General features: G+C 37.1%; 20 protein-coding genes. 18 read left to right on the top strand and 2 right to left on the bottom strand.

Annotated features, from left to right (window positions below; translation table 11 throughout):
- Positions 1 to 42: 42 nt before the first annotated feature.
- Complete coding sequence (locus tag AC3RV6_RS11515) at positions 43 to 1,350, top strand: DRTGG domain-containing protein (RefSeq protein ID WP_489746182.1); 1,308 nt, start codon at positions 43 to 45, stop codon at positions 1,348 to 1,350.
- Between the two features lie 34 nt (positions 1,351 to 1,384).
- On the opposite strand, the gene AC3RV6_RS11510 is transcribed toward AC3RV6_RS11515, so the two are convergent.
- Entirely contained in the window at positions 1,385 to 1,699 is a 315-nt protein-coding gene (locus AC3RV6_RS11510) for a YtpI family protein (RefSeq protein WP_489746181.1), read from the bottom strand.
- 95 nt (positions 1,700 to 1,794) lie between these two features.
- On the opposite strand from AC3RV6_RS11510, the gene AC3RV6_RS11505 reads away from it, so the two are divergent.
- The 8 genes from AC3RV6_RS11505 to AC3RV6_RS11470 all read left to right on the top strand — a co-directional run bounded on the left by AC3RV6_RS11505 (position 1,795) and on the right by AC3RV6_RS11470 (position 11,878).
- Complete coding sequence (locus tag AC3RV6_RS11505; protein WP_489746180.1) at positions 1,795 to 2,730, top strand: DHH family phosphoesterase; 936 nt, start codon at positions 1,795 to 1,797, stop codon at positions 2,728 to 2,730.
- Between the two features lie 23 nt (positions 2,731 to 2,753).
- Entirely contained in the window at positions 2,754 to 5,828 is a 3,075-nt protein-coding gene (locus AC3RV6_RS11500) for a DNA polymerase III subunit alpha (protein WP_489746179.1), read from the top strand.
- 251 nt (positions 5,829 to 6,079) lie between these two features.
- On the top strand, positions 6,080 to 6,739 hold the full coding sequence (locus AC3RV6_RS11495; protein WP_489746178.1) for a FadR/GntR family transcriptional regulator: 660 nt from the start codon (positions 6,080 to 6,082) through the stop codon (positions 6,737 to 6,739).
- The gene (gene accD / locus AC3RV6_RS11490) at positions 6,736 to 7,596 is read left to right on the top strand and encodes an acetyl-CoA carboxylase, carboxyltransferase subunit beta (protein ID WP_489746177.1); all 861 of its coding nucleotides are present in this window, start codon (positions 6,736 to 6,738) and stop codon (positions 7,594 to 7,596) included. Before AC3RV6_RS11495 ends, accD begins: the two co-directional genes overlap by 4 nt.
- A gap of 1 nt (position 7,597) precedes the next feature.
- Complete coding sequence (locus tag AC3RV6_RS11485; protein WP_489746176.1) at positions 7,598 to 8,551, top strand: acetyl-CoA carboxylase carboxyltransferase subunit alpha; 954 nt, start codon at positions 7,598 to 7,600, stop codon at positions 8,549 to 8,551.
- A gap of 70 nt (positions 8,552 to 8,621) precedes the next feature.
- Positions 8,622 to 9,581: a 6-phosphofructokinase gene (gene pfkA, locus AC3RV6_RS11480; protein ID WP_489746175.1), complete on the top strand. Its 960-nt coding sequence runs from the start codon at positions 8,622 to 8,624 to the stop codon at positions 9,579 to 9,581.
- Between the two features lie 41 nt (positions 9,582 to 9,622).
- Complete coding sequence (pyk, locus tag AC3RV6_RS11475) at positions 9,623 to 11,383, top strand: pyruvate kinase (RefSeq protein WP_489749240.1); 1,761 nt, start codon at positions 9,623 to 9,625, stop codon at positions 11,381 to 11,383.
- Between the two features lie 111 nt (positions 11,384 to 11,494).
- Positions 11,495 to 11,878: an FxsA family protein gene (locus AC3RV6_RS11470; RefSeq protein ID WP_489746174.1), complete on the top strand. Its 384-nt coding sequence runs from the start codon at positions 11,495 to 11,497 to the stop codon at positions 11,876 to 11,878.
- Here AC3RV6_RS11470 and AC3RV6_RS11465 read toward each other — a convergent pair.
- Positions 11,865 to 12,842, bottom strand: a complete 978-nt coding sequence (locus AC3RV6_RS11465) for an AI-2E family transporter (protein WP_489746173.1) — start codon at positions 12,840 to 12,842, stop codon at positions 11,865 to 11,867. The two genes, AC3RV6_RS11470 and AC3RV6_RS11465, sit on opposite strands and share 14 nt — an antisense overlap.
- 180 nt (positions 12,843 to 13,022) lie before the next feature.
- Here AC3RV6_RS11465 and citZ point away from each other — a divergent pair, with 180 nt between their 5' ends.
- From citZ to polA, 9 genes are all read left to right on the top strand, one after another.
- Positions 13,023 to 14,141 (top strand): citrate synthase, encoded by a 1,119-nt coding sequence (citZ, locus tag AC3RV6_RS11460; protein ID WP_489746172.1) that lies wholly within the window; start codon positions 13,023 to 13,025, stop codon positions 14,139 to 14,141.
- A gap of 70 nt (positions 14,142 to 14,211) precedes the next feature.
- Positions 14,212 to 15,480 (top strand): NADP-dependent isocitrate dehydrogenase, encoded by a 1,269-nt coding sequence (gene icd, locus AC3RV6_RS11455; protein WP_489746171.1) that lies wholly within the window; start codon positions 14,212 to 14,214, stop codon positions 15,478 to 15,480.
- Between the two features lie 57 nt (positions 15,481 to 15,537).
- Entirely contained in the window at positions 15,538 to 16,476 is a 939-nt protein-coding gene (gene mdh / locus AC3RV6_RS11450; RefSeq protein WP_489746170.1) for a malate dehydrogenase, read from the top strand.
- Positions 16,477 to 16,579: 103 nt separating this feature from the next.
- Positions 16,580 to 17,014, top strand: coding sequence for a MaoC/PaaZ C-terminal domain-containing protein (locus AC3RV6_RS11445; protein WP_489746169.1), 435 nt, complete (start codon positions 16,580 to 16,582; stop codon positions 17,012 to 17,014).
- A gap of 59 nt (positions 17,015 to 17,073) precedes the next feature.
- Positions 17,074 to 17,784 carry a response regulator transcription factor gene (locus AC3RV6_RS11440; protein WP_489746168.1) on the top strand — a complete coding sequence of 237 codons (711 nt, stop codon included), beginning with the start codon at positions 17,074 to 17,076 and terminating at the stop codon, positions 17,782 to 17,784.
- The gene (gene pnpS, locus AC3RV6_RS11435) at positions 17,781 to 19,199 is read left to right on the top strand and encodes a two-component system histidine kinase PnpS (protein ID WP_489746167.1); all 1,419 of its coding nucleotides are present in this window, start codon (positions 17,781 to 17,783) and stop codon (positions 19,197 to 19,199) included. Before AC3RV6_RS11440 ends, pnpS begins: the two co-directional genes overlap by 4 nt.
- 59 nt (positions 19,200 to 19,258) lie before the next feature.
- Entirely contained in the window at positions 19,259 to 20,227 is a 969-nt protein-coding gene (hflK, locus tag AC3RV6_RS11430) for an FtsH protease activity modulator HflK (RefSeq protein ID WP_489746166.1), read from the top strand.
- Positions 20,227 to 21,228 (top strand): protease modulator HflC, encoded by a 1,002-nt coding sequence (gene hflC, locus AC3RV6_RS11425; RefSeq protein WP_489746165.1) that lies wholly within the window; start codon positions 20,227 to 20,229, stop codon positions 21,226 to 21,228. Before hflK ends, hflC begins: the two co-directional genes overlap by 1 nt.
- An 87-nt stretch (positions 21,229 to 21,315) precedes the next feature.
- Positions 21,316 to 23,940, top strand: coding sequence for a DNA polymerase I (gene polA / locus AC3RV6_RS11420; RefSeq protein WP_489746164.1), 2,625 nt, complete (start codon positions 21,316 to 21,318; stop codon positions 23,938 to 23,940).
- Positions 23,941 to 23,948 lie beyond the last annotated feature (8 nt).

The following is a 23,948-nucleotide window of genomic DNA, read 5'->3' as shown; positions in this document are numbered from 1 at the left end:
TTAGACTAGGTAGAAGGATTAGATTAGAGAAAAGGTGAATTTATGGCAACGAAGCATGAGCAAATACTTAGCTACATAAAAGAGCTTTCGGTAGGAGAGAAAATATCTGTACGGCAGGTCGCACGTGAACTAGCTGTTAGTGATGGTACTGCTTATCGCGCAATTAAAGAAGCTGAGAACAGGAAACTAGTAACGACAATTGAGCGGGTTGGAACAATTCGAATTGAGAAGAAAAAAAGAGAGAATATTGAACGACTAACCTATGCTGAAGTATTAAATATTGTTGATGGGCAAGTACTAGGTGGACGCGAAAGTTTGCATAAGACATTAACCAAGTTTGTCATTGGTGCAATGCAACTTGAGGATATGATGCGTTATATTGATGCAGGAAGCTTACTTATTGTAGGAAACAGATTGAAAGCGCATAAAACGGCGCTTTTAGCAGGAGCGGCTGTTTTAGTTACAGGTGGATTTGATACATCTGAAGAAGTGAAGAAACTTGCGGATGAGCTAGAGTTACCCGTTATTTCAACTAGTTACGATACTTTCACAGTAGCAACTATGTTAAATCGGGCTATTTATGACCAATTGATTGAAAAAGAAATTTTGCTCGCTGTTGATATTTTGACGCCTTTATCCAATACAGCTATCATGTCAGTAGATGACTTAGTTTCTGATTTTAATAAAAAAAATAAAGAAACTGGCCACTTGGGATATCCAGTGACTGATACAAAAGGTAAGTTAGTCGGGATTATTACCTCGCGAGATATTATCGGGAAACGTGATGAGGAACGGATTGAAAAAGTGATGACATGTAATCCAATTACTGTGACGGAGAATACAAGTGTTGCTTCTGCAGGTCATATTATGATTTGGGAAGGTATAGACCTTTTACCGGTTGTTACTGAAGCCGGAAACTTTATTGGAATCATTAGTCGTGAAGATGTTTTAAAAGCATTCCAGACGGCTCAGAGGCAACCACATCAAGCAGAAACAATTGATGATATTGTTAAGAATCAGATGGTTTCAATACCAGGCGATTCCTTTGAACTTGAGTTTACGGTCATACCACAATTAACAAATCAGTTTGGTTCGCTTTCATATGGCGCTATGACTACTTTGTTGACTGAAGCTGGGCATCGAGTTATAAAAATGAAGAAGCGGGGAGAAAGTGTCCCTGAGCATATGACACTTAATTTACTTCAGCAAGTACAGTTAGGTAAAGTTGTTCATTTGCAACCACGAATTCTTCAAATGAGTAGGCGTTTTGTTAAAGTAGATTTTGAATTATTCTCAGAAAGCGAACTAGTTGCGAAAGCGATGATTATGTACCAACTATTCGAACGCTAAAGTTTTAATAAAAAAACTGATGCTTTGATGGGCATCAGCTTTTGTTCAATAACATTTCTTCTTCAATAAATTTTTTGTAATGAATATAAGCTTTGTAATTAAATATAATTACAGACAAGCCTAATAAAATAAATATGGCAGAAACAATATAAGTAACCGCTTTGTCGAATAAGACAAGTTGGTTTATTCCGAAGAAGAAAAGAAGTGCGCCTAGGAATACTCCTGCAATACTGGCATACATTTTTTTTCGAATGGGTAAAACATATGTTGCCCGAAATTGTCTCATTTTAAAATAGATATAGAAACCTGCTGATAAAATAATTGAAAATGCAGAGAAGTAGTTTAGCATAATTGCCCTCCAAAATAATAATAGAACTCACTACATTGTAGCGACTTTTTATCAGAATTGCGAATTGAATATATTGAAGTATGGAGGTAGAATTTATGGAAAGACAAATCATTGACACAATTGAACAATATGAAAGGATTATTATCCATCGTCATGTTAGACCAGATCCAGATGCCTATGGGTCTCAAATCGGACTTAAGGAAATTATTTTAGCAAATTACCCGAATAAGGAAGTTTATGCAGCAGGCGAACATGAGGAATCACTTACATATTTATCAAGACCCGACATGGTGGAACAGTCACTTTACAAAGATGCGTTAGTTATCGTAACGGATACCGGGAATACAGAAAGAATTGATGGAGAATATTACACAGGTGGAGCTTTTTTATTAAAAATCGATCACCATCCGGATCATGACCAATATGGCGATTTGAGATGGGTTGATACAAAAGCGAGTTCGACGAGTGAAATGATTACTTCATTGTTTGAATTTGCGGAAAAAGAAACTGGTTGGATAATGCCGGACTCTGCGGCTAGACTACTCTTTGCAGGAATAGTAGGCGATACTGGAAGATTTATATACCCAAGTGCTACAGTTAAAACTTTTGAACGAGCAAGTGCTCTAATTAAGTATAATTTTGACAGGGAAAAACTTTTTGCAGGAATGTATGAAGTTGAAAGAAAAGTCCTGCATCTTCAAGGTTATATATATCAAAACTTCGAAATTAATAGTGATGGGGCTGCATTCATCAAATTAGATCGTCAAACGTTAGATAAATTCAATATATTACCTTCCGAAACATCTCAACTTGTTGGTTCATTGGGAGAAGTGAAAGGAATTTGTGCATGGGTAATCTTTATAGAAGAGGAAAATCAAATTCGCGTAAGACTTCGATCTAAAGGCCCTGTAATCAATACTTTAGCTTCTGAATATGGCGGCGGTGGTCACCCACTTGCATCTGGCGCAACGGTGTGTTCGTGGGAAGAAGCAGATGGACTTATTAGGAAACTTCAACAATTATGCATGTGAATAAATAGGCGGAGGGATTATTTATGAAACTAGTCTATCCGCAACTTATAACGGGCGCAGACCTCTTGCGTGGAATAAGTAAATTAAACTACGTAGCCCCACTTCTTCAACGAAGAGGGGCTAAAGTTGCGGCAATTGTTAATTCGAAAATGTATGGTGTTCGGTCATTTTATAAAGTGTTAAAAAAATACAATATACACCCGGTAATTGGTTTAACGGTTAATTTAGAAATTGATGGGCAAGGGCTGCTTGTCTATATCTACGCAAAAAACAATGAGGGCTATCATAACCTACTTAAAATAAGTAGTGCGGTTTCTATTAGAAAACCCGAACAATTGCCGTTAAATTGGCTAGATGCCTATAGTGCTGGATGTATTATTATTTGTCCTATGACAGATGGTACGTGGGCAGGTGCGCGAGGAATTGAAACAATTAATCAGTTAGCCTTACATTGCAATCATGCATCCATCTCGATTGGGGTAGCAAGACCAGGTGGTATTTCCCATGCCGAGGAAAGTGAGATTGAACATATTTCGAAAACATCAGGTGTGCCAATCGTTGCGGTTTATGAATCAAGATTTATTAATCCGGAAGATGCATTTCCTTATAAAGTAGCAAGCGCGATACGACTTGGAGAGAAATTAAGTGAGACTTATACTGCAGACACAGATTATGAATATGCCTATATGCCTGAGGAAGATGAATTAAAACTTTGGTTTTCCGATAGGTTGGAGTGGCTTGAATCTATATCTACTCTTCTTCATTCATGTAATGCAGAGCTTCCTCAAGGTGAAACGCTAATGCCGATATTTCCAATTTCAAGCGGAGAGCAAGCTAGTTCATATTTGAAAAAACAATGTGAAAAAGGTCTTTTAAGAAGGCTTGGTAAAATAGATGAAATCTATCGCTCGCGTTTAAATTTTGAGCTGAAGGTCATTGACGAAATGGGTTATGCTGATTATTTTCTAATTGTCGAAGACTTTATGCGTTTTGCCAGTGAGCAAAAAATATTAACAGGACCAGGACGTGGATCATCGGCTGGTTCACTCGTCGCATTTTCGTTAGCGATTACGGATGTAGATCCGATTCACTATGGACTTGTTTTTGAAAGATTTCTTAATCCAGAGCGTATTACAATGCCGGATATTGATATAGATTTTGCTGATAATCGTCGGATTGAAGTTATAAAATATGTCGCTGAAAAGTATGGTAAAAACCATGTAGCCCAAATAATTACATTTGGTACGCTTTCTGCTAAGGCGGTAGTTCGAAATGTTGCGCGTGTTTTTGGTTTTTCAGCTGAGGAAATGACGTTCCTTGCAAATGAAATTCCGAGTAGAGTCGGGATTAAACTTCAGGAGGCTTATAAAGAATCGACAAAGCTGCAAGATTGGATTGCTATGGATCCTATTCGCTCTAAGTGGTTTGATGCCGCGATTACTCTTGAAGGATTACCGAGGAATGCATCGACTCATGCTGCAGGCGTCATATTATCTCCTACGTCCCTTGTAGATACGGTTCCACTTCAAGAGGGTGGAGAAGGTATTTACTTAACGCAGTGGCCTATGAAAGACGTTGAAGAACAAGGGTTGTTGAAAATGGATTTCCTTGGACTGCGAAATTTGACGCTTCTTGATCGAATTAGAACGTTAATATTTTATGGGACAAGAAATTCGTTGGATTTTGAAAAAATACCAATGGACGACATTGCAACATTTAACTTATTCAAAGAAGGAGATACTTCGGGCATTTTTCAATTTGAGTCAGATGGTATGCGTGATACGTTAAGGTTAATTAAGCCGAATCGTTTTGAAGATTTATTTGCAATTAACGCATTATATAGGCCAGGTCCCATGGATAACATTCCGTTATATGCAAGAAGAAAACATGGTGAAGAAAAAATTTCATATGTTCATTCATCACTTGAATCGATTTTAGAAGAAACTTACGGGGTCATCGTTTATCAAGAGCAGATTATGCAGATTGCAGTAAAGTTTGCAAATTACACACTTGGAGAGGCCGACCTTCTAAGGCGTGCAATTAGTAAAAAAAATCATGATGTTTTAATCGATGAGCGAATTCGATTTACCAGTCGTGCTTTAGAAAATGGTATGGATGAGAGTGTGGCGACTGAGATTTATGACTTAATCGTAAATTTTGCGGATTACGGATTTCCGAAAAGTCATGCTGTTGCTTACTCACTTATCTCTTATAGACTTGCTTATTTAAAAGCTAACCACCCCGCTTATTTTTATGCAGCATTGTTATCCACAACAACTGGAAATAACGATAAAACAGCAGATTTAATACGCGAAGTAAAAATCCGTGGTATTAAATTACTTCCACCTTCTATTAATAGTAGTAAATTGTCTTATAGTGTCGAAGGAACATCCATTAGAATGGGCTTAAGTTCAGTCCGTGGGGTAACAAGAGGATTTTATAATACTTTGAACGAAACTAGACGCAATGGAAGTAAGTGGAAAACGCTATTTGATTTTGCTATTTCTATCGGTGGAACTAACTTTACTGAAAAAGTAATCGTTCCACTAATTAAAGCAGGTGCTCTAGATGAATTTGGAGAAACTCGCTCCGTTCTTCTTGCTTCGATTGATGCTGCCAGTGCGCATGTATTATTTATTGACCCAAGTGATGCAGGAGATTTATTAGCTCCTATTATGTCTTCAATTGCAAGTCCGAAATATTCTCCAGGTGGTAATATGCCGCGGTTAATGATGTTAGAATATGAAAAAGAGGTGTTAGGATTTTATTTATCCGATCATCCAGCTGTTGAAGTGAAGAAGCAAGATGGTAATTCATTTAATGACATTTCAGCTGTAGAAAAAATAAGTGAACGATCGCTTGTGCGTATTGTCGGATTGATTACAGAAATAAAACGAATCCGTACGAAAAAAGGTGAGGCAATGGCGTTCATTTCGGTACAAGATGAAACTGGTTCAGTATCATGTACGTTTTTCCCGAAGCAGTATTCATTGTCGAATTCAATTCTAACTGACAAACATATGATTAAAGTTGAAGGTACGATAGAAAGACGCGGAGGAAAGTTGCAAATCCTCGTTAAAAATACGGAAAGTGTTTAGGGGGCTTGCCTAGGAAATCGCAAGCCTCTTTTTAGTGTTAAGAACAGCTATGCTTCGAAAATTAAATTGAAAAGCATGTTAAGCAGCTGGAATCAATTGTATAATTTATAGTATTTGACTTTTCTAGGTCATAAGTTTCAATTTTTCGCAACTATCTCTTTGACTTTACGTTTTGGTTTATATTCTGTATGCTTATAAATAATAGTGGTCTGACCACTTACTGTAACCGTAAATTCTGAAGGGGTTCAACTATGAAAAACCAAAAAGAGCCAACTAAAATGTATCTTGATATTGTAAAAGAATTGAGAACGCTTATTAAAGAGGAGGGCATAAAAACGGGCGAAAAACTGCCGTCCGAAAGAGAGTTAGCTGAGCGCTTAAAAGTTGGAAGGTCTTCTGTACGTGAGGCACTCAGAAGTTTGGAATTACTTGGACTTATTGAGACTAGACGTGGAGAAGGAACATTTCTTGCAGATTTCGGCAAGCACCAGTTAGTTGAAGTATTGGCAGAATTTATTATGCAACAACCAAATTCATTGAAGGATGTACGTGACACACGCAGAGTCCATGAAATTTCTGCAATACAGACTGTATGTCAAAATGATGCTTTACGTACACTTCCTGTATGGCAAAGCTTGATTGTAAAAATTGAAGAAAATGGCAGCGTGTTAAGAGAAGATATTATAAGAGAAATGATTATAGTGGCGGGAAATAGGCTTTCTTTAAAAATTTGGTTTTTGTTAAAGCAGTATAGTAGAGTGCCTTTTAATGAAATGACGATGATAACTGAAATTAGTTATGTTGAAGACCTACTTCATGGTGTAATTAATGGGGATGAAGCAATTGCCCTAAATGCTTATGCTGAATGGATTGATGTTGTTGAAAGAGAAAGAGGGGGAAGTGAAAAATGATTCGCGATATATTTAAAAGAAATAATAAGAACCAAGATGCTAAAATTCCAACTAATGATACGAAGAACGGTGTTCCCGAAGGGATTATGACTAAGTGTCCTGAGTGTAAAAAAGCTATTTTAACTAAAGAATTAACGATTGTATTGAAGGTTTGTCCATCATGTAATCACCATTTTACAATGACTGCGAATGAAAGAGTCTTAAGTCTTTTCGACGAAGGAACTTTTATTTCAATAGATAATCATTTACAAACAGAAAATCCTCTTGGTTTTCCGGGTTATACTGAAAAAGTTCAGTCTGATGCTTTAAAAACAGGATTAAATGAAGCTGTCTTGACTGGTACCGGCTTAATTGAAGGAAACGAAGTTGCCATAGCTATTATGGATTCACATTTCAGGATGGGCTCTATGGGTTCAGTTGTTGGTGAAAAAATAACACGTGCAATTGAAAAAGCTACGGAGAAGAAGATTCCAATGCTCATATTCACCGCGAGTGGAGGAGCAAGAATGCAAGAAGGGGTTTTATCTCTAATGCAGATGGCGAAAACAAGTGTTGCGTTAAGTCGCCATGCGAAAGCAGGGTTATTATATATTTCAATTATGACCTACCCGACGACAGGCGGTGTTTCGGCGAGTTTTGCATCTGTAGGGGATATTAATATAGCTGAACCTAAGGCGCTAATTGGTTTCGCTGGAAGACGTGTAATAGAACAAACGGTTAGAGAAAAATTACCTGATGATTTTCAAACAGCTGAGTTTCTTCTTGAACATGGACAACTAGATGCGATTGTCCATCGTTCAGAAATGAAATCAACACTTGCAAATATTTTAAGACTTCATACCAGGGAGGCTAACTAAATTGGGGAAAACATTAGCGTTTGAAGAGCCGATTGTTAGGCTTCGTGAAAAAATTAATGAACTTGAAGATTTTACAAATAGCTCTTCTGTAGATTTGTCAGAAGAAATTGGAACTTTGAAAGTAAGATTGAGAAATCTTGAAAAAGATATTTATGGGAATATGGGTGCGTGGGATAGAGTGTCCGTAGCTAGACATCCAGGTAGACCAACTTCACTTGATTATATAAATGAACTGTTTGTTGATTTTATTCAACTTCATGGTGATCGTAACTACGGAGATGATGCAGCGATTGTGGGTGGAATTGCTTTCTACGAGTCTACACCTATCACTGTAATTGGGCATCAACGCGGGAGAGATACGAAGGAAAATGTGAAGCGGAATTTCGGTATGCCACATCCTGAGGGCTATAGAAAAGCGCTTAGGCTGATGAAGCAAGCAGAGAAGTTCGGAAGACCTATTATTTGTTTAATTGATACCAAGGGTGCCTATCCTGGTAAAGCGGCTGAAGAACGTGGACAGAGTGAAGCTATTGCTCGAAACCTAGTTGAAATGGCAGGATTAACGGTTCCTGTAATCTCTATCGTTATTGGTGAAGGGGGTAGTGGCGGCGCACTTGCATTAGGCGTTGCAAACCATATTCACATGCTTGAGCATTCGACATACTCGGTAATATCACCTGAAGGAGCTGCCTCGATTTTATGGAAAGATCCAAGTTTATCCAAACAAGCAGCAGAAGCAATGAAAATTACTGCGCCGGATTTAAAAAGAATGGGCATTATTGAAGAAATTATACCTGAAGTCCTTGGAGGCGCCCATCGAGATTTAAAAGCACAATCAATTTTGATTAGTGATGTGATTCGTAAATCAATGGAACAACTTGGGAAAATGAGTCAAGAAAGTATAGTAGAAGATCGCTATGAAAAATTCAGAGATATAGGCTTGTTTACTGAGTAAAAGGACGTAAAATTTGTACTTTATTTAATCTGAAAAAGAAATAGATATGTATAATAAAGGAGAGGCTCACTTGAAGAGAATCGCTGTGTTGACAAGTGGTGGAGATGCGCCTGGAATGAATGCTGCAGTTCGTGCAGTTGTAAGAAAATCGATATATGAAGGACTTGAAGTAATAGGGGTTATGAGCGGTTTTCAAGGTTTAATTGATGGCGAAATGAAGCTTCTAAATCTTGGTTCCGTGGGTGATATTATTCAAAGGGGTGGAACGATATTGCGTTCAGCCCGTTGCGCGGAATTTAGAACTTTAGAAGGGCGCCAAAAAGCATTAAAACAAATAAGGAAAAATCAAGTTGAAGGTTTAGTTATTATTGGTGGAGACGGGTCTTTTAGGGGTGGTTTCGAACTGAGTCAACTTGGAATACCTTGCGCTTGTGTTCCAGCTACAATTGATAATGATATTAATGGAACGGAATTTACAATTGGTTTTGATACAGCCCTGAATACTGTTATTGAAGCAATAGATAAAATTAGAGACACAGCGAGTTCTCATGAACGAACATTTATAATTGAGGTAATGGGACGAGATGCTGGGGATCTTGCGCTTTGGGCAGGTGTAGCTGGCGGTGCAGAAACTATTATTATTCCGGAAGAAAAACTGGACTTGCAAGATGTTATTAAACGATTAAAAAGTGGTACGGGGCGTGGGAAAAAGCATAGTATACTCATTGTCGCTGAAGGTGCTATGACCGGTAATGAGCTTGCCAAGATGTTAGAGCAGGAGGCAGGAATAGAAACACATGTCTCTGTACTCGGTCATATACAACGAGGGGGATCCCCATCAGCGAGAGATAGGGTAATTGCTAGCCAATACGGTGCCTTAGCAGTTGATGTAATTAGAGCAGGTCGTGGAAGTGCTGCTATTGGTATGCAAAATCATCAAGTGGTAGAATATGACTTGCAGGATGTATTTAAGAAAACTAGTAAATTGGACAAGAAATTGTATGATTTATCTAAAGAAATTTCAATATAACTAAAATCCTATCTAACTAAAAGAGGAGATTTTTAATGATGATGAGAAAGACAAAAATAGTTTGTACAATTGGTCCAGCAAGTGATTCAGTAGAATTACTCGAACAACTTATCGATGCAGGTATGAATGTTGCACGTTTAAACTTTTCACATGGTAGCCATGAAGAACATAAAATTCGTATTGATCGAATTAATGAAGCAGCTCGAAAAAAAGGTAAAGTGGTAGGTATTCTACTTGATACAAGAGGTCCGGAAATTCGAACGCATTTGATGAAGGATGGACGTATAGATCTTGTAAGAGGACAGAAAATTGATGTTGCGATGTCTGAAATTGAAGGAACTGAAGAGGTATTTTCAATTACATATGAGAAGTTGATTGAAGATGTTGAAGTTGGATCTGTTATCCTTCTTGACGATGGATTGATTGAATTAGAAGTAACTGGAGTAGATCTAGAACGTGGATTAATTCATACAATGATTATGAATTCAGGAACTTTAAAAAATAAAAAAGGTGTTAATGTACCGGGTGTTCAGGTTCAACTACCAGGCTTAACACAAAAAGACACAGATGATATTTTATTTGGTATAGCTGAAAGTGTCGATTTTGTTGCCGCATCTTTTGTTAGACGAGGATCAGATGTAATGGATATTCGTAAACTACTGGAAGAAAATGGTGGTTCTACGATACAAATTATTCCTAAAATTGAAAACCGCGAAGGTGTGGACAATATCGATGACATCATCGCACTTTCTGATGGTTTGATGGTAGCACGTGGAGATTTGGGTGTTGAAATACCTTCTGAAGAAGTTCCGCTTATCCAAAAGATATTAATTACTAAGTGTAACCAGGCAGGAAAACCAGTAATTACAGCAACTCAAATGCTTGACTCAATGCAACAAAATCCAAGGCCGACTCGTGCAGAAGCAAGCGATGTTGCAAACGCAATTTTAGATGGTTCAGATGCAATTATGTTATCAGGAGAAACTGCTGCTGGTCTTTATCCTGTTTTATCTGTAAAAATGATGGATAAAATTGCACTTCATACCGAAGAAGCAGTGGATTATCGAAGCTTGGTTTCGACGCGTAGACGTGAGAAACATGGTAATATGACTGAAGCAATAGCGCAATCTGCCGCTTATACAGCAATTAACCTAAAAGTAAAAGCAGTTCTTGCTCCTACAAGAAGTGGTCAAACAGCAAGAATGATAGCGAAGTATCGACCAGGATGCCCGATTATTGCGCTAACATCATCTGAGAAAAGCTCAAAGAAACTTTCACTCGTTTGGGGAGTTTATCCAATAGTAGGAAAAAATGTACAATCCATTGATGAAATTCTTCAAGAATCTGTTGAAGAAAGCATTAAGCATCAATATGTAAGTCTTGGTGATGTCGTTATCATTACTGCGGGTGTTCCTGTAGGCAAAGTAGGAACTACGAACCTTATGAAAATTCATGTAATTGGTGATTTGCTTGCCAAGGGTCAAGGGATTGGAAGATCTGTTGCTCATGGTCAGACAGTTGTCGCTAAAAGCACAAAAGAAGTGCTAAGTAACGGCTCTGATGGAAGCATCTTAGTAATTAAAGAATCAAACATCGAAATGATGCCTGTAATTGAAAGATGTGCAGGGATTATTACAGAAGAAGGCGGACTAACGAGCCACGCGGCTATTGTCGGGCTAAGCTTAGGGATTCCAGTTATTGTTGGCGTAGAAAATGCAACATCTGAATTTAAAAATGGAATAGATATTACGATGGATGCTGAAACTGGCGTAATTTATAATGGTCATGCCAGCGTACTTTAAAGATATTCATTAATTAAAGGGACATTTTTGCTTAATGATGGAGAATAAAATAAAAAAATGTGCTGCTTACGAGAAATCGTTAAGCAGCTTTTTAGGAAGTTAGTGAATATTATGAAATGGTTAATACTCGCGTTTATATTAATCCCGACAACTGAATTAGCAATACTCATTTATTCAGGGCAATTGCTTGGTTTTATCCCGACAATTACAATCATTTTGATTACTGGAGTTGGCGGTGCTTATTTAGCTAAAAAGCAGGGGCTTAAAGCTTGGAATGACCTAAATAAACGGATGTCAACAATGGATACCCCTGGAGATGCACTTATTGATAATGTTTGTATTTTGGTGGGGGGAATCATGCTTATTATGCCTGGATTCTTGACAGATATTGCAGGGTTTTTATTGTTATTTACTTGGCCCAGAAATTTAATACGTCCATTTATTCAGAGATGGATTTACAAGAAGATGAAAAACGGTCGCATTATTTCAAGGTGAATAATCGATGTTGCTTAACTTTTAATGCTGCAAAGAGTAGAAACGGTGTTAATAAAATCCCGGCAAAACCTAATAAATAAACTGAACTGGCCATTATGAAAAATGCGTGTATGGGCCTAAGTTGAAATGTAGACGCCCACATATAAGATTCTGCAAATTGACGAGTTATAAGTGTAAATAAATAAAGAGAAATTAATGCTATACCGATTATTAGGTTATTAACATATAGAAAAAAAGCTGCCATCGGAATAATGAAAATACCAATTCCGAGGAAAGGCACACTGTCAACAAGGGCTATAAGAAAAGCCATTCCTATAGGTGAATCAAAGCCTAATAATGAAAACCCGATAGCTAATATAATAAATGTTAGAAACATTAAACGTGCTTCCAAAGAAATAAAGGTACCGATAAGCTTACTCGCTTCTACTAGCATCTTTTTTGTTGTCTTACGCATTTTAACCGGAAAATATACTAGAAACCAAAATCTTTCTTTTCCAGATTCTCTTAATGCGAAAAAATATGCAATTAGGAAAATGAAAAAGCTAAATACGTGTTGGAATACAGTTTGGATAATTGTAATAGCGTATTCCAATAAAGCATGTCCATATTGAACAATTTTCTCTTCTAAAAAGGCGATAATCTTACTTGTGAAATCTTTATTTTGCGTAAATGGTTCAAGGTGACGTTGAACAGCAGGAATGATTTCGATAATACCGTGCATGGCGATATAAATTAATGAGCTCGTTATGAGAATTATTAAAGCCATTACAATGAGTGTTGCAAGCGTATTCGGAATTTTAGTGACGGATTTGACGGCTGACAATAAAGGTGCAGTAAAGTAAGCTAATATAACAGCGATAGCTGCCGGTGGTACGATAAAAATGATAAGCAATATTAATAGTGGAGGTAGCCACTTCAAAACTCTTTCGCTAGATGTCTTCTGTTTTTCCTTACAGAATGTCATTTTATAACCTCATTTTAAACTTTTTAAAATATATTTAAGCGTTTTCATACACAAAGTAGTTAAAGTTTACTATAATTGAACGTGTAAGTATTTTAGTTTAGTTATATAATAAAAATGAAAGGCTTTCATCTTAAAATATCAAAGATTGAATGCCAAACTAAAATTGAAGGAGCGATTTATATGACAGCAGCGACACGTGGTTTAGAAGGTATTGTAGCAACAGAGTCAGCTATCAGTTCTATCATTGACGACACACTTACATATGTCGGCTATGATATTGACGATTTAGCTAACAACGCGAGCTTTGAAGAGGTTGTTTACCTATTATGGCATCAAAAACTACCAAACCAAGATCAGCTTTCCGAACTAAAAAAACAAATTTCAGCTAATATGGCTATACCTAAAGAAGTTATTGAACATTTTAAATCGTATCCGATTAATAATGTCCATCCAATGGCTGCTTTACGTACTGCTGTATCACTTCTAGCATTGTACGATGAAAAATCAGAAGATATGTCTGACGAAGCAAATTATGAGAAAGCGATTAGCCTTCAAGCTAAAATTGCGACACTTGTAACTACTTTCTCACGTATCCGTAAAGGCTTAGAGCCAGTGGAACCTAGGGCTGATTTGAATTATGCTGCAAACTTTCTTTATATGTTATCTGGGGAAGAGCCTGAAGCAATTGAAATCGAAGCTTTTGACAAGGCGCTTGTTCTTCATGCGGACCACGAACTAAATGCGTCTACATTTACTGCACGCGTATGTGTTGCGACTCTCTCTGATATATATTCAGGAGTAACTGCTGCTATTGGCGCGCTCAAAGGACCACTTCACGGTGGTGCAAACGAGCAAGTGATGAAAATGCTTATGGAAATCGGTTCAGTTGATAAAGCTGAAGCATTTGTTAAAGATAAGCTTGCAAACAAAGAAAAGATTATGGGTTTTGGACACCGTGTTTACCGTAAAGGTGACCCACGTGCGAAGCATCTTCGTGAAATGTCTCAGAAACTTACAGCGCTTCGTGGAGAATCTAAATGGTATGATATGTCTTTGAAAATTGAGGAAACATTTACTGCAGAGAAAAATCTACCACCAAACGTAGACTTCTATTCAGCATCAGTTTATCATTCTCTTAATATCGATCATGACCTGTTTACTCCAATTTTTGCAGTTTCACGTGTGTCTGGCTGGATTGCTCACATTCTTGAACAATATTCAAATAACAGACTTATCCGTCCACGCGCAGCATACATCGGACCGGATATGCAAAAGTATGTACCAATCAGCGAACGCTGATATAATATAAAAAACTGGGCGGCATCTTCTGGTGTTAGCCCTATGATTTTGAAATTAGGAGGAATTTTTAATGATGAACGGTGAAAAAGTAACAGTAGCAAATGGTGTTTTAAGTGTTCCAGATCAAGTTGTAATTCCATATATTATCGGTGATGGCACAGGTCCTGATATTTGGCATGCAGCATCACGTGTACTTGAAGCAGCAGTAGATAAAGCATTTGATGGAAAGAAGAAACTTGTATGGAAAGAAGTTCTTGCTGGAGAGAAAGCATTCAATGAAACAGGCGAATGGCTTCCACAAGCAACACTTGATACAATTGATGAATATTTAATTGCCATTAAAGGACCTCTTACTACTCCAATCGGCGGCGGATTCCGCTCATTGAACGTAGCACTTCGTCAAGAATTAGACTTGTATACTTGTTTACGTCCTGTACGCTATTTTGAAGGTGTACCTTCTCCTGTTAAGCGTCCTGAAGACTGTGACATGGTTATTTTCCGTGAGAACACAGAAGATATCTACGCAGGAATTGAGTATGAAAACGGTTCTGATGATGCTAAAAAATTAATCGACTTCTTACAAAATGAATTGAATGTTAAAAATATACGCTTCCCAGAAACATCTGGTATTGGTATTAAGCCAATCTCTGAAGAAGGAACAAAGCGTCTAGTACGTAGTGCACTTGACTATATCATCAGAGAGAACCGCACTTCATTAACGTTAGTTCACAAAGGAAACATCATGAAGTTTACTGAAGGTGCATTTAAAAATTGGGGTTATGAAGTTGCTGAACAAGAATACGGCGACAAAGTATTCACTTGGAACCAATATGACAAGATTAAAGAAGCTGAAGGAACTGAAGCTGCAAATAAAGCACAAGCTGAAGCCGAAGCTGCTGGAAAAATACTTGTGAAAGATTCAATTGCTGATATCTTCTTACAACAAATTTTAACGCGTCCAAAAGAGTTCGACGTTGTAGCAACAATGAACTTAAATGGTGATTACATCTCTGATGCACTAGCTGCACAGGTTGGCGGAATTGGTATTGCACCAGGAGCTAATATTAACTATGAAACTGGACATGCTATTTTCGAAGCAACTCACGGTACTGCACCTAAATACGCTGGACTTGATGTAGTAAACCCATCATCACTTCTTTTATCAGGTGTATTGATGTTAGAACATCTTGGTTGGCAGGATGCTGCTACTATGATCGTTGATTCTCTTGAGAAGACAATCGCTTCAAAAGTTGTCACATATGACTTTGCACGCCTAATGGATGGTTCAACTAAAGTTAAAACATCTGAGTTTGCAGACGAACTAATTAAAAATCTTTAATAATAATTGAGGGGGCCACCGCCTCCTCTTACATATGTTTAAAAGGAGAGTTACAACATGACAAATAATCGGAAAAAAGTATCGGTAATTGGTTCAGGTTTCACAGGTGCTACAACCGCATTCCTTTTAGCGCAAAAAGAATTATGTGATGTTGTTTTAGTTGATATCCCGCAAATGGAAAACCCTACAAAAGGTAAAGCGCTTGATATGTTAGAAGCTGGTCCTGTACAAGGTTTCGATGTCAATATTATCGGAACTTCAGATTACGCGGATACAAAAGACTCTGATATCGTTATTATTACAGCTGGTATTGCACGTAAGCCAGGTATGAGCCGTGATGACCTTGTCCAAACAAACCAAAAAGTCATGAAAATTGTAACAGCAGAAATCGTAAAGCATTCTCCGAACACAAAAATTATCGTACTTACGAATCCTGTGGATGCAATGACATACACAGTATACAAAGAATCTGGGTTACCAAAAGAGCATGTTATTGGTCAATCCGGTGTACTTGATACTGCGCGTTTCCGCACTTTCGTTGCACAGGAGTTAAATCTGTCCATTAAAGACGTTACAGGCTTCGTGCTTGGTGGTCACGGTGATGATATGGTTCCTTTAGTGCGTTATTCTTATGCAGGTGGAATTCCACTTGAAACATTGATTTCTCCAGAGCGTCTTGAAGAAATTATTGACCGCACGAGAAAAGGTGGAGCTGAAATCGTTAATCTTTTAGGAAACGGTTCAGCATATTATGCACCAGCTGCATCACTTGTTGAAATGGCAGAAGCCATTTTGAAAGATCAAAAAAGAGTGCTTCCGTCGATCGCATATTTAGAAGGTGAATATGGATTTGATGGTATTTACATCGGCGTTCCAGCGGTTCTTGGTGCCAATGGAATTGAAAAAATATTTGAACTTGAACTAACTGAAGACGAGAAGGCTGCATTATCTAAGTCTGCTGATTCTGTTAAAGCGGTAATGGAAATACTAGTGTAAATTTTACTTTAATAGTAATGGAAAAATCGAGTAGCAGTTGCTACTCGATTTTTTTCTAAGTTATTGGTAGACTTAGATTATTATAAATAAAGGAGGAGACAAGTTGATTCTTGGCAAGAAAAGGCGGCTCGGGAAGAAAATTGATGAGGTTGTTTTGGGTGAAAAGTTAAAGCTAACGGAAAAAATAGCTGACAAAGATTTACTCTTATATCTAGGGTTAACTAATGATGGAAATCCACTTTATATACAACATGATTTCGCATCCAAAACGAGTTATAAACATCCAATTGTACCGACGATCTTGTTAACTGGTATTATTTCATCTGCAGTCTCAAAGCATTTACCCGGTCCAGGCTCGCATATTGTCGAACAAAAACTTACGTTTCCGAAAGTAGTCTATCACAATACAACATTAGAATTTGTTATGGAAGTTATCGAAATTAATATAGAAGCGAAAACGATTATTATTCAAGTTGTTGCATATGATGGAGATGAAGAAATAGTAGTAAATGGAACAGTAACAGTAAATCCTCTTTAAATTAGGTATACATAATACTCTATACTGATTATTAAATTGAACAGGGAGCAGTGATAAGGTTGAATTTTAAGAAGCAGAAAGTACTTATTGTTGACGATGAACAACCAATCCGAACCTTGCTGGATTATAACCTTAAACAAGCTGGTTACGACACGATTAATGCGGTTGATGGTCAAGAAGCTATTAGTATGGCAGAAAGCGAAGTGCCCGACTTAATTTTATTAGATCTTATGCTTCCCAAAATAGATGGTATTGAAGTTTGTAAAATTCTTAGACATCGGGAAATGAGTATTCCGATTATCATGTTAACTGCTAAAGGCGATGAATTTGATAAAGTATTAGGGTTAGAAATTGGTGCAGATGATTATATGACAAAGCCGTTTAGTCCGAGAGAAGTCGTTGCTCGCGTCAAAGCTGTGTTGAGGCGCAGTGAAAAGAGCACCACGCAAATTGATGACAAAGTATTAAGTTCTGGAACTTTAACAGTTTATCCAGAACGTTTTGAGGCTTATCAAGGGGAAACTGAACTTGAATTTACACCTAAGGAATTTGAATTACTAGTTTATTTTATTCAAAATAAAAATCGTGTTTTATCTCGCGATCAGCTGCTAAGCGCTGTATGGAATTATGACTTTGCAGGAGATACCCGAATTGTTGATGTTCATGTGAGTCATGTGCGTGAAAAAATTGAGGAAAATACGAAAAAGCCAATCTTTATTAAAACTGTAAGAGGAATTGGTTATAAATTTGAGGAGATGAAAGCCTGGTGAAAGGATTATATAGTCGTCTTTTCATTGCATGCGCAGTACTTCTCTCAGTGTTATTAACTGCCCTTGGTATCGTCCTTGGACAGTTTTTTTCATTGTTTTATAAAGAAGTGGATTTAGTCGTTGAAAGGCAGTATTGGATTTTTCTTATCGTTATTTTATTAATTGCATTTATACTATCACTTTTTATGGCTGGACGTTTGATGCTTCAATATGCAAAGCCAGTTGATGATGTAACAAAAATTGCTACGGTCATTGCGCAAGGTGATTATTCTGCAAGATCCCCACTTACTGAGCCAGAATACGATAACGAACTTTCCGTTGCTATTAATTCTATTGCTCGAAATATGCAAGAAATATCAACTTTAAGAGTAATGGAAAAAGAGCGCTTAAATACTTTAGTTGAAAGTATGGGTAGCGGTTTGATAATGTTTGGACGTGAAGGTTCTGTTAATCTAGTGAATGGTGTTTTTAAAGAAAAATTTGGGTTCAATAATAATATAATTGGCAAAACGATTAATTCAATTAATTTACCAATAGAAATTAAGGAATTAATTGAAGATGTATTTATGACGGAGCAAGTTCGAGAAAAACAGGTTCGGCTTGATAAAGGGTCAATTCTATCTTCCGCTAGTGTTTACGGGGCACCTGTAATTGGTGACCATGGAAATTGGCTCGGTATAGTCGTTGTTATCCATGATATTACTGAGCTTGTTAGACTAGAGGAAGTTAGAAAAGATTTTGTTGCAAATGTCTCACATGAGTTACGCACACCTGTAACGTCGATTAAAGGGTTCACTGAAACGTTGCTAGATGGTGCTATGGATGATAAAGAAGTGATGGTACAATTTCTTGAAATTATTCAAAAGGAAAGTGACCGGTTAAAAGTATTAATTGATGATTTACTGGAGTTGTCCGGTATTGAAAGAGTAGGGTTTTCATTAGAGTACGGACCTGTAAGTCTTCGCAACGTCGTAAATGATGCGCTTCAAGTCGTTTCAAGAAACACTAAAAAGAAAGATATGAATATGCTATTTGAATTGCAAGATGATATTATCTTTGAAGGAGATGAAGGAAGGTTAGTGCAAGTAATGGTCAACCTCCTTTCAAATGCGATTGCTTATTCGAAAAACGATAAAACAATTAAAGTCTATGCTGAAATAATAGATGAAGATGTTTTAATTGTTGTCGAAGATAATGGAATTGGTATCGAAGCATCTGAACTTACTCGTCTATTCGAACGTTTTTACCGTGTTGATCGCGCTAGGAGTCGCGATTCGGGAGGTACAGGACTTGGCCTGGCAATCGTTAAACACCTTGTTGAAGCCCATGGTGGTTCTGTGAATGTCGAAAGTGAGCTTGGGGTAGGTACTGCATTTCGAATTAAACTACCGCTTCAACAAAACAACCAAAAATGAAACCTTTTATTAAACTAACCGTATAGCATATAGATACATAGTTAAAGGGGGATTATTTAATGAGTGTTAGACGAATAAGAACTTTGGTTGGGCTGGTCATTTTAGGACTTATTTTAATTATAGTAGGATTTACAACTTGGTATACAGTTGATGAATCAGAACAAGCAGTGGTCATTACGTTTGGTCAGGCGAATTCAACGGTGACTGAATCAGGTCTTCATTTCAAAATGCCATGGCCAATTCAAGAAGTGAAGCTTTTATCTAAAGAAACATATAGTTTGAAATTTGGTTATAAGCAAGATGAGGGTGGTGATCTTGTTTCTTACGATAAAGAAACCAAAATGATTACTGGTGATGAATATATCGTGTTGACTGATCTTGTTGTTCAATGGAAAATTACTGAGCCTGAAAAGTACTTATTTAATTCTGAAAACCCAAAAGAAATACTCCATGATGCAACTTCAGCATCAATTCGTTCTATTATTGGTAGTTCAACGATAGATTCTGCTTTAACAGATGGAAAAGCAGATATTGAAGCGAAAACGAGAGATTTACTTGCAACTCTTGTAGAAAAATACGATATTGGTATCGTTATTCAAGGTGTTAAATTACAAGATGTTGAATTACCTAATGCCGAGGTTCGTTCAGCATTTACTGCGGTAACAGATGCTCGAGAAACAAAAAATACGAAGATTAACGAAGCTGAAAAATATGAAAATCAGAAAACAAGTGAAGCCATTGGTGAACGTGACGCCATTAAATCAAGAGCATTAGGACAAAAAACAGCACGTATTGAACAAGCTCATGGAGACGTATCATTATTTAATAAACTTTATATTGAATATAAAGACAATAAAGAGATTACGCGTCAACGACTTGTCCTTGAAACACTAGAGCAAGTGCTCCCAAAGGCGAAGTTATACTTTATGAATGACAATGGAGAAACGGTAAAATATCTTCCTTTGCAACAATTGGAAAACACTCCGCCGCCACTAACTGAAAAAAGTGATGAAGGAGGAAAAGAATAATGCCGAATGATAATAATTTATTTAAAAGTATAGAGGAAAAGTTTCTTGAAAAACAACGCAAAAAAAGAATAGTTTCAAAGGGACCTAATGAACCAATTGAATTAAAAAAACCGGTTGAAATTAGAAAGTATGTAAAACTTACAATCACGCTAACTTTGATTTTTGCTGTTGCGGTTATATTACTAGCTAATATATTCATTGTTAAAGAGAACGAATACCGAGTAGTTCGTCAGTTTGGTGAAATTAAAAGAATTGTCCAAGAGCCTGGTATTAATATAAAAATTCCTTTTATTCAAAGTGTTGAAATGTTGCCTAAAAGTCAGATGACCTTTAATGTTTCTGAAGAGGAAATTAATACTAAAGATAAAAAACGTATCATTATCGATAACTACGCTGTTTGGAAAATTACAGAACCGACTAAAATGATTTCTAATGCCCGAAATATTGTTAATGCAGAAGCACGTATGGAAGAATTTATTTACTCCGTCATTCGGTCAGAGTTAGGTCAATTAAATTATGTTGATGTTGTAAATGATGAAAATTCATCACGGGGAAGCTTAAATGATCGTGTAACTGAGCTAGTTAACGGTTTCTTGGACGATGGGAATTACGGCATTGAAGTAGTCGATGTTCGTATGAAACGCATCGATTTACCTGAAGAAAACGAGCAATCCATATATACAAGAATGATTTCAGAACGTCAATCAACTGCACAGAAGTATTTATCCGAGGGGGACGCGGATAAGAGCCGCATTGAAGCTGAGACGGATCGAGAAGTGAAAGAAATGCTTGCGACTGCTCATAAAGAAGCTGCAATTATTCATGCGGATGGCGAATCAGAAGCAGCTAAGATTTATAACAATACATTTTCTAAGGATCCTGAGTTTTACGAGTTGTACAGAACACTACAATCGTATTCGAAAACAATCGGGGATGACACAATGATCATCATTCCTGCTGACTCTCCATATGCTAAAATATTAACTGGATACTTAAAATAACAAAAGACCGTCCTCATCATTTACAATAAATGAAGAGGACGGTCTCTTAAATAAATTAATGGATGATCGAATAGGAGTGGAATTTATTTGAAGAAGAAAAAGATTGTACTACTTGATGGAAATAGCCTTGCTTATAGAGCGTTTTTTGCTTTACCTTTATTGACGAATGACACTGGTATTCATACGAATGCTGTTTACGGATTTACGATGATGTTGAAAAATATTTTGGAGGAGGAAAAACCAACCCATATGCTAGTTGCATGGGATGCTGGTAAAACTACCTTTAGGAATAAAATGTTTAGTGAATATAAAGGCGGAAGACAAAAAACGCCTTCTGAGTTATCTGAACAGTTTCCTTACATTCGTAAAATGCTTGAAGCTTTTAATATTAGCCAATACGAACTGAATGACTATGAGGCAGATGATATTATTGGAACGCTAAGTCGCATAGGTGACGAAGAAGATTCTGAAATAGTTGTTATTTCAGGAGATAAGGATTTAACTCAATTAGCATCTAGTAATACGACGGTATTAATTACACGTAAAGGGATTACGGATACTGAAAAATATACACCAGAACATGTAATGGAAAAGTACGGCATTAAACCTCTTCAAATTATTGATATGAAAGGGCTAATGGGCGACGCTTCGGATAATATTCCGGGTGTTCCAGGTGTGGGAGAAAAAACTGCACTGAAGTTATTGATTGAATATGGCTCAGTTGAACGTGTTTATGAATCACTTGATAAAATTACTGCAAAAAAATTGAATGAAAATTTGACGTTAAATAAAGAACAGGCGTTTATGAGTAAAGATCTCGCTACAATAGATATCAATACACCAATTACAATAGGGACGGAAGATTTAGTATATTCGGGACCTGATCAGGACAAGTTGGTTAGCATTTATAAAGATTTGAAGTTCAATACCCTTCTTGAAAAACTATCACCTGGTGCGAGCGCTGTGCCGCAAGAGGAAATTAATGTGACTATCGTTGAGCAATTGAGCGAAAGTCAGCTGACAGATAATATGGCTATGCATATTGAAATGATGGACGAGAATTATTTAACTGCACCAATTCTGGGTATTGCTCTTGCAGATGAAAAGAATACGCTATTTGTTCCGTTTACAGTTGTTGAAGAGTCCACAATTTTAAAAAATTGGCTTGTAGATGAAAGTAAAAAGAAATACTGTTCAGATTCTAAAGCGGCTTTAGCTTCTATGGCGCGTGGCAATTTTGATATAAAGGGCATTGATTTTGATTTGTTATTAGGGGCTTATATTGTAAATCCGTCCACTTCATACACAGATGTGGCTTCAGTTGTAAAGCAGTTTAATTATACTGATGTGCAACCGGATGAAGTGATTTATGGAAAAGGGGCTAAAAAAGCAGTTCCCGAAATAGAGATTGTAGCGGAACATGCAAGTCGAAAAGCGCTTGCTGTATGGAAGCTCCGTGCTATTGTTGAAGAAAAATTGAAAGAATATGATCAGTTTGATTTATATCACGAACTAGAACTTCCGCTTTCTGAGATACTCGGAAAAATGGAGTCAACAGGCGTGAAGACAGATAAAGAGGTATTAGCTGAAATAGGGAAACAACTTTCTGTTAGAATTAATGAGTTAGAAACCTTAATTTATGAAATTGCGGGTGAAAAGTTTAATGTTAACTCACCGAAGCAATTGGGCGTAATTCTTTTTGAAAAGATAGGTCTGACACCTATTAAGAAAACAAAAACAGGGTATTCTACTGCGGCAGATGTACTTGAGAAACTTGAAAGTGAACATGAGATTATTGGTCATATTTTGTTGTATCGTCAATTAGCAAAATTGAACTCGACTTATATAGTAGGACTTTTAAAGGAAATTCATGAAGATGGGAAGATTCATACTCGTTTTCAACAAGCGCTTACGCAAACTGGCCGACTTAGTTCGATTAATCCTAACTTGCAAAATATACCTGTAAGGCTTGAAGAAGGACGTAAAATTCGGGCAGCTTTTGTACCGTCAGAATCCGGCTGGTCTTTATTTGCTGCAGATTACTCCCAAATTGAACTACGTGTCCTCGCGCATATGTCACGAGATGAAAAAATGATTGATGCATTTCTTCATGGAGCAGATATTCACCAAAGTACGGCAGCAAATGTATTTGGTGTTGAACCGAGTGAAGTTACATCTGAAATGCGAAATGCTGCTAAAGCAGTTAACTTTGGAATTGTTTATGGAATAAGTGATTATGGGCTTTCGCAAAGCTTAAATATTTCACGAAAAGAAGCAGCGGAATTTATTAAGACATATCTTCAAAACTTCCCAGGTGTAAAAACTTATATGGATGAAAGTATTGCGGAGGCAAAAAAGAATGGCTACGTGACGACGTTAATGAACCGTAGACGCTATTTGCCGGATATTACAAGTTCAAACTTCAATCTACGTGGTTTCGCTGAAAGAACAGCGATGAATACGCCTATTCAAGGAAGTGCAGCAGACATCATTAAACAAGCGATGATAGATATGGCGAAGAGACTTGAAGACGAAGGAATGCAGTCGCGTATGCTCCTTCAAGTACATGATGAACTTATATTCGAAGCGCCAGAAGATGAACTTGAAAAGCTAAAGGAAATCGTGCCAGAAGTGATGGAAGCTGCGATACAATTAGACGTACCTTTAAAAGTAGATTGGGCGTTTGGTAAGTCTTGGTATGATATGAAGTGAGGGAGAGA

This window comes from Sporosarcina sp. So3-204 (assembly GCF_058068165.1).
Note: the sequence above shows the minus strand (reverse complement) of the source record. Positions and strands in the feature narration are given on the sequence as shown.

What these genes read in the sequence shown, in the direction of transcription:
- AC3RV6_RS11515 (WP_489746182.1), top strand. Translation starts at nt 43, where the DNA reads ATGGCAACGAAGCATGAGCAAATACTTAGCTACATAAAAGAGCTTTCG.
- AC3RV6_RS11510 (WP_489746181.1), bottom strand. Translation starts at nt 1,699, where the DNA reads ATGCTAAACTACTTCTCTGCATTTTCAATTATTTTATCAGCAGGTTTC.
- AC3RV6_RS11505 (WP_489746180.1), top strand. Translation starts at nt 1,795, where the DNA reads ATGGAAAGACAAATCATTGACACAATTGAACAATATGAAAGGATTATT.
- AC3RV6_RS11500 (WP_489746179.1), top strand. Translation starts at nt 2,754, where the DNA reads ATGAAACTAGTCTATCCGCAACTTATAACGGGCGCAGACCTCTTGCGT.
- AC3RV6_RS11495 (WP_489746178.1), top strand. Translation starts at nt 6,080, where the DNA reads ATGAAAAACCAAAAAGAGCCAACTAAAATGTATCTTGATATTGTAAAA.
- accD (WP_489746177.1), top strand. Translation starts at nt 6,736, where the DNA reads ATGATTCGCGATATATTTAAAAGAAATAATAAGAACCAAGATGCTAAA.
- pyk (WP_489749240.1), top strand. Translation starts at nt 9,623, where the DNA reads ATGAGAAAGACAAAAATAGTTTGTACAATTGGTCCAGCAAGTGATTCA.
- AC3RV6_RS11470 (WP_489746174.1), top strand. Translation starts at nt 11,495, where the DNA reads ATGAAATGGTTAATACTCGCGTTTATATTAATCCCGACAACTGAATTA.
- AC3RV6_RS11465 (WP_489746173.1), bottom strand. Translation starts at nt 12,842, where the DNA reads ATGACATTCTGTAAGGAAAAACAGAAGACATCTAGCGAAAGAGTTTTG.
- citZ (WP_489746172.1), top strand. Translation starts at nt 13,023, where the DNA reads ATGACAGCAGCGACACGTGGTTTAGAAGGTATTGTAGCAACAGAGTCA.
- icd (WP_489746171.1), top strand. Translation starts at nt 14,212, where the DNA reads ATGATGAACGGTGAAAAAGTAACAGTAGCAAATGGTGTTTTAAGTGTT.
- mdh (WP_489746170.1), top strand. Translation starts at nt 15,538, where the DNA reads ATGACAAATAATCGGAAAAAAGTATCGGTAATTGGTTCAGGTTTCACA.
- hflK (WP_489746166.1), top strand. Translation starts at nt 19,259, where the DNA reads ATGAGTGTTAGACGAATAAGAACTTTGGTTGGGCTGGTCATTTTAGGA.
- hflC (WP_489746165.1), top strand. Translation starts at nt 20,227, where the DNA reads ATGCCGAATGATAATAATTTATTTAAAAGTATAGAGGAAAAGTTTCTT.